A 3,863-nucleotide genomic window follows, 5' to 3' on the forward strand; every position below is an offset into this window, starting at 1 on the left:
GAGATATCGTGGCCGCGCCAGGACACGGGCCGGGTGTAGACGGGGTATTCGAGCAGGCCATCGCCGGTGTGGGATTCCTCGACGATGGAGTCGGGGTTGCCCAGGACGCCCGGGCGCAGGCGGGCGATGGCCTCGATCATGACCAGGGCCGCCGCCTCACCACCGTTGAGCACGTAGTCGCCGATGGACAGCTCCCGCACCTGGATACCCGCGGCGGCGTAGTGCTCGGCGACGCGGGCGTCAATGCCCTCATAGCGTCCGCAGGCGAAGACGATCTGGTCGGCGCCTGCCAGGTCCTCGGCGGTGCGCTGGGTGAAGACCTGTCCCGACGGGGTGGGGATGACCAGGACGCGGCGGGATTCGGCGGCGGAGGCGGGCTCCGGGCGCGGGTTGGACGACGACTCCGGCCGCGGTCCGGCCTCGGGCAGGGGGCGGGCCAGCACCTCGTCGAGGACAGCACCCCAGACGTCGGGTTTCATGACCATGCCGGCACCGCCGCCGAGCGGCGTGTCATCCACGGTGCGGTGGCGGTCATGAGTCCAGTCGCGCAAGTCATGAACGCGCAGATCCAGCAGCCCGTCGGCGGCGGCCCGCCCGATGAGGGACAGATCGAGCACGCGCAGGTAATCGGGGAAGATCGTCACCACGTCCAGGTGCAGTGGGGCGGCCGGGCTCACCGGTCCTCCTCCGCATCCCCGATCCCGGGGAACAGGCCACCGGGCGGGTCGATGGTGACGGTGCCGGCGTCGGGGTCGATCTCGGGGACGAGCGCTTCCACGAAGGGGACGGCGATCTCCTGCCCGTCGGGGGTGCGCACCAGCAGGCGGTCCTGGGCGACGCCCGGTTCCAGGCCGGTCACCTCCCCCAGCACCTGGGCGGTGCCGTCGGCGAGGTTGCGCACGGCCGCCAGGCCGGTCAGTTCGTGGGCGTACCAGGCGTCGTCGTCCTCATCCTCGGGCTCGGCGTCGGTTTCCACCAGGAGCTGCACGCCACGCAGGGCCTCGGCGGCGGTGCGGTCCCGTGCCTCTTCGAAACGGGCGAACCAGCGGCTGCCGTTGTAGCGCAGCGCGGCCACGGTCAGGTGTCCCGCGGCGGCAGGGCCGGTGGCCGGTTGTGCGGGCAGTACGGTGCCCGGGGCGAGCCGCCCCTCGGGATCGTCGGTGCGGATATCGAGACGCACCTCGCCCTTGAGGGCGTGGGCGGGGCCGATGACGGCAACGGTGAGCAGCACGGGCCCAACCTACCGCGTCGCGTGAGGGCGAGCCCTCAGGCACATAGGTGAGCCCTCGAGTGCATAGGTAAGCCCTCCAAGTCATGCCTCTGGCTGATGACTTGGAGGGCTTACCTATGTGTTCGACGAAATCCGCTCAAGTTTGGCGGCCGTAGCCGCCCTGGGCCGCGCGGGGCGGTCCGGCTCAGCGGCGGTCGGTGTCGACGACGTCGACGCGCACCGGCGAATCGGCCAGGGCGCCGACGACCGTGCGCAGGGCGCGCGCGGTGCGTCCGGACCGGCCGATGACGCGGCCGAGGTCGTCGGGGTTGACCCGCACCTCCAGCAGGTCGCCGCGGCGCAGCGTCCGGGAGGTGACGGTGACGTCGTCGGGGTTGTCGACGATGCCGCGCACGAGGTGTTCGAGTGCGTCGGCGAGCACGTCAGGCCTCCTCGGCGGGGGCCTGCGCCGGCTCCTCAGCCTCGGTGGCCGCCTCGGCCTGAGCGACGGCGGCGTCTGCCTTGCGCTTCTCGGCCTCGTCCGCGGCCGCCTTGACGGCGGCCTGCTTGGCGGCGGCCTCAGCGTCGACGTCCTTGACCTTGAGGCGGGGCGTCACGCCCTTGAGGCCCTTGAACTTGTGGTAGTCGCCGGTGATCTTGAGCAGGTTGAAGACGGTGTTGGAGGGCTGCGCGCCTACGCCGAGCCAGTACTGGGCCCGCTCGGAGTCGATGCGGATGAGCGAGGGCTCCTGCATCGGGTCGTATACGCCGATCTCCTCGATGACACGGCCGTCGCGCTTCTTACGGGAGTCGACGACGACGACCCGGTAGAAGGGTGCGAACTTCTTGCCGAGGCGCTTGAGGCGAATCTTGACTGCCACTTGGGTGAAACTCCTGGTTCTCGATGGTGTGGCCCATGCCGGTTCCCGGTGGGGTTACAGCAACGGGGACCGGTTAAGGCCGAGACGCGATCGCACCGGGAGAGGGACCGGGAACGGTCGAGTACAGCCGTGCATTCTGCCAGAGCGGCGGCACCGCACGCCAGCCGACCGCCCCCGTCACCGCCACGAATCGGTGCGAGATCGCCCACAACGCACCTGCCCGGGCCCCGCTGGGCATCAGATCTCCTCATGCAAGCTGGCCTGGCGCAAGGCGGCCCGGTCCTCGGTCCAGATGTCACCGTCGAGTTCACCGGGCAGGAGCGGATTGCCGGGGGCGATGAAGACCGGCTCGGCAACGCCGGAGCGGCGTTGGAGGTCGTAATCCTTGAGGACCGCGAAAACCCAGCGGGACAACCACAGCACGGCCACCAGGTTGAGGATCGTCATGAGTGCCAGCGCGACGTCGGCCATGACCCAGGCCAGCTCCAGGGCGACCAACGCGCCCACCCCGGTGGCGGCCGTCATGGCCAGGCGCAGGCCGATACTCGCCTGACGCCCACCGCCCAGGTAGCTGACGTTGATCTCGGCGAAGGCGGAGTAGCCGAGCACCGAGGAGTAGGCGAAGGTAAGCACCACGAAGCTCATGAACCAGATGACCCAGTTGCCGGGGACGGCGTCTCCCAGAGCGTGCTGGACCAGAGTGGTCTCCGCCCACTGCGGCTCCACGCCGGGGGTGTAGATGGACGGCGAGGCCAGCAGAATGGTCAGCCCGGTGGCGGTGCAGATGATGAGCGTGTCCACGCACACGCCCAGGGACTGGATAAGCCCCTGGGTGACGGGGTGGGCGACGTCGGCGGTGGCGGCGCCGTTCGGAGAGGAGCCCTGCCCGGCCTCGTTGGAGAACAGGCCGCGTTTGGTGCCGTTGAGGAAGGTGGCGAAGATACCGCCGCCGGTACCGGCCAGGCCCGCCCGAAGGTTGAAGGCGCCGGCGATGATGTCGGCGAAAACACCGGGAACCCGGTCGATAGACACGATGATGACGACGAAGACCACCACCAGGTAGGCCAGGGCCATGAGCGGCACCAGCCACTCGGTCACCTTCGCCACCACCCGCATGCCGGCCAGGAGGATCGGGGCGGAAAGCGCCATGAGCACAATCGCCGTGATCGTCGTGCTGACCCCGTGCGCCTCGAACAGGGTCAGGGCAATGGTGTTGGACTGCACCATGGGGAAGATGAGCCCATAGGAGAACACCAGCATGACGGCGAAGACCACGCCCATGCCCCGCCCCAGGGTGCCATGCCCGATACCGCGTTGCATGTAGTAGGCGGGGCCGCCGCGGAAAATGCCGTCGGCATTGCGGACCTTGAACACCTGGGCGAGCGTCGACTCGGCGAAGCTCGTGGCCATACCCAGGATCGCCACCACCCACATCCACAGCAGGGCGCCGGGGCCGCCCAGGGTGACGGCCAGCGCCACGCCGGCGATATTGCCGGTGCCCACGCGCCCGCCCAGGCCGATGACGAAGGCCTGGAAGCTGGACAGCGAGCCGCGCTGGTGGCGGGAGTGGGCCACCAGACGCAGGGCGCGGACGAACAGGCGCAGTTGGACGGCGCGGGTGCGCACGGTCAGGTACAGGCCGGTGCCCAGGAGGATCCAGACCAGGATGTTGCCGGAGACGAAGCCCTCGAAGGAGGACAGGGCGGCGGTAAGTGCAGCGGACACGATGGTTTCCGTCCGTCGGGGAAGGCGGGGCGGGGGTGAGGCTACCG

Annotated in this window: 5 protein-coding genes; all 5 read right to left on the minus strand. The window is 69.7% G+C overall.

Annotated elements, in window-relative coordinates; translation table 11 throughout:
• Window positions 1–659 (minus strand): tRNA (guanosine(37)-N1)-methyltransferase TrmD (trmD, locus tag RWX45_RS05200; protein ID WP_316022709.1); only part of this gene is annotated, 659 nt, incomplete at its 3' end.
• A gap of 14 nt (window positions 660–673) precedes the next feature.
• Entirely contained in the window at window positions 674–1,231 is a 558-nt protein-coding gene (gene rimM / locus RWX45_RS05205) for a ribosome maturation factor RimM (protein ID WP_316022706.1), read from the minus strand.
• A 184-nt stretch (window positions 1,232–1,415) separates the two neighbouring features.
• Entirely contained in the window at window positions 1,416–1,652 is a 237-nt protein-coding gene (locus RWX45_RS05210; RefSeq protein WP_092531921.1) for an RNA-binding protein, read from the minus strand.
• Window position 1,653: 1 nt separating this feature from the next.
• Window positions 1,654–2,091 carry a 30S ribosomal protein S16 gene (gene rpsP, locus RWX45_RS05215; protein ID WP_316022707.1) on the minus strand — a complete coding sequence of 146 codons (438 nt, stop codon included), beginning with the start codon at window positions 2,089–2,091 and terminating at the stop codon, window positions 1,654–1,656.
• Between the two features lie 237 nt (window positions 2,092–2,328).
• The gene (locus tag RWX45_RS05220; RefSeq protein WP_316022708.1) at window positions 2,329–3,816 is read right to left on the minus strand and encodes an alanine/glycine:cation symporter family protein; all 1,488 of its coding nucleotides are present in this window, start codon (window positions 3,814–3,816) and stop codon (window positions 2,329–2,331) included.
• Window positions 3,817–3,863: the final 47 nt, after the last annotated feature.

The sequence above is a fragment of the Actinomyces sp. MRS3W genome (assembly GCF_032465695.1).
Classification (GTDB): domain Bacteria; phylum Actinomycetota; class Actinomycetes; order Actinomycetales; family Actinomycetaceae; genus Actinomyces.